1 protein-coding gene is annotated in these 1008 nt (G+C 56.8%); it reads left to right on the top strand.

The window, feature by feature from the left end:
• Positions 1-727 (top strand): transposase (locus tag CQ019_RS18145; protein ID WP_146113405.1); only part of this gene is annotated, 727 nt, incomplete at its 5' end.
• Positions 728-1008: the final 281 nt, after the last annotated feature.

Raw genomic sequence — 1008 nt, 5'->3', positions numbered from 1 at the left:
CATGGTCCGCACCGATAGTGCCGGTGCCACCCGTGAGTTCTTGAAGCATGTTGACTCGCTGGGCCTGCAGTTCTCCACCTCGTATTCACTGCCAGTGCTGAAGGAACGATTTGTGCGGTGGATCGATGAGAAGAAGTACTGGGAACCGGCGCTCACCGCCGATGGTGAGCATCGTGATAATGCGTGGGTGATTGATGCATCCAAGGTTATTGAACTCATTGGATACCCGCCAGGTTCCCGCATTTATCTTCGGGCTGAACCGTTGCATCCCGGGGCGAAAGCCAGCCTGTTTGATACGGACGGGAATAGAGTCACCGCGTTTCTGACGAACTCTCCACGCTACGACCCCGCGTTTTTGGATGCCCGTCACCGGGCGCGCGCAAGGTGCGAGAACAGGATCAAGTCTTTGAAGGCCGCGGGACTTGGGAAATTGCCTTTCACGTCGTTTGCAGCGAATCAAGCGTGGGCGAACCTGGCAATGTTTGCCTATAACCTGACTGCGTGGTTGCAGCTGGTCCTCCTGCCAGTTGGGCATGAAGCAGTCAGCTGGGATGTGAAAAGGTGGCGGTACCGTGTGTGGTCCATGGCTGGGAAGCTGACCAAGAGTGGCCGCCAACCCAGGTTGCTGATCAACCAGAAGGCACCGGAGTGTGGATTGGTCTTGTCACTCCAGGAACAGATCACCGGGTTGCGTCAGCGATGGTCAGGCAGGCCGCTGCGAACCTGAGCTTTCAAACGGTGGTTTTGGTGCTTCGAGTCAAGGGAAGGCATGGTTCCGGTGCGTGGTGGCCGGCGCTGACGTCAGCGAAAGGCCGGTCTTTGGCGTACCAGAATTCAGGAAACCCACCGGAAGTCCGGCGTGATACCGATCCGGTGGGCTTGAGAGTCTCCATGAAAAATCTGGGCTAGAGCACCCAACGGAGATCCAGAGTTCCTTTTTTGTCGCGTGCAGAGCCTTCACCCGAGGCGAGAATCACAACAATCTAAGGAAGTTCTCCGCCTTCAGCA

Origin of the sequence: Arthrobacter sp. MYb229, from assembly GCF_002975405.1 — a bacterium.
Classification (GTDB): Bacteria; Actinomycetota; Actinomycetes; order Actinomycetales; family Micrococcaceae; genus Glutamicibacter.
The sequence above is the reverse complement of the archived record's forward strand: the minus strand, read 5'-3'. Positions and strand labels throughout refer to the sequence as shown.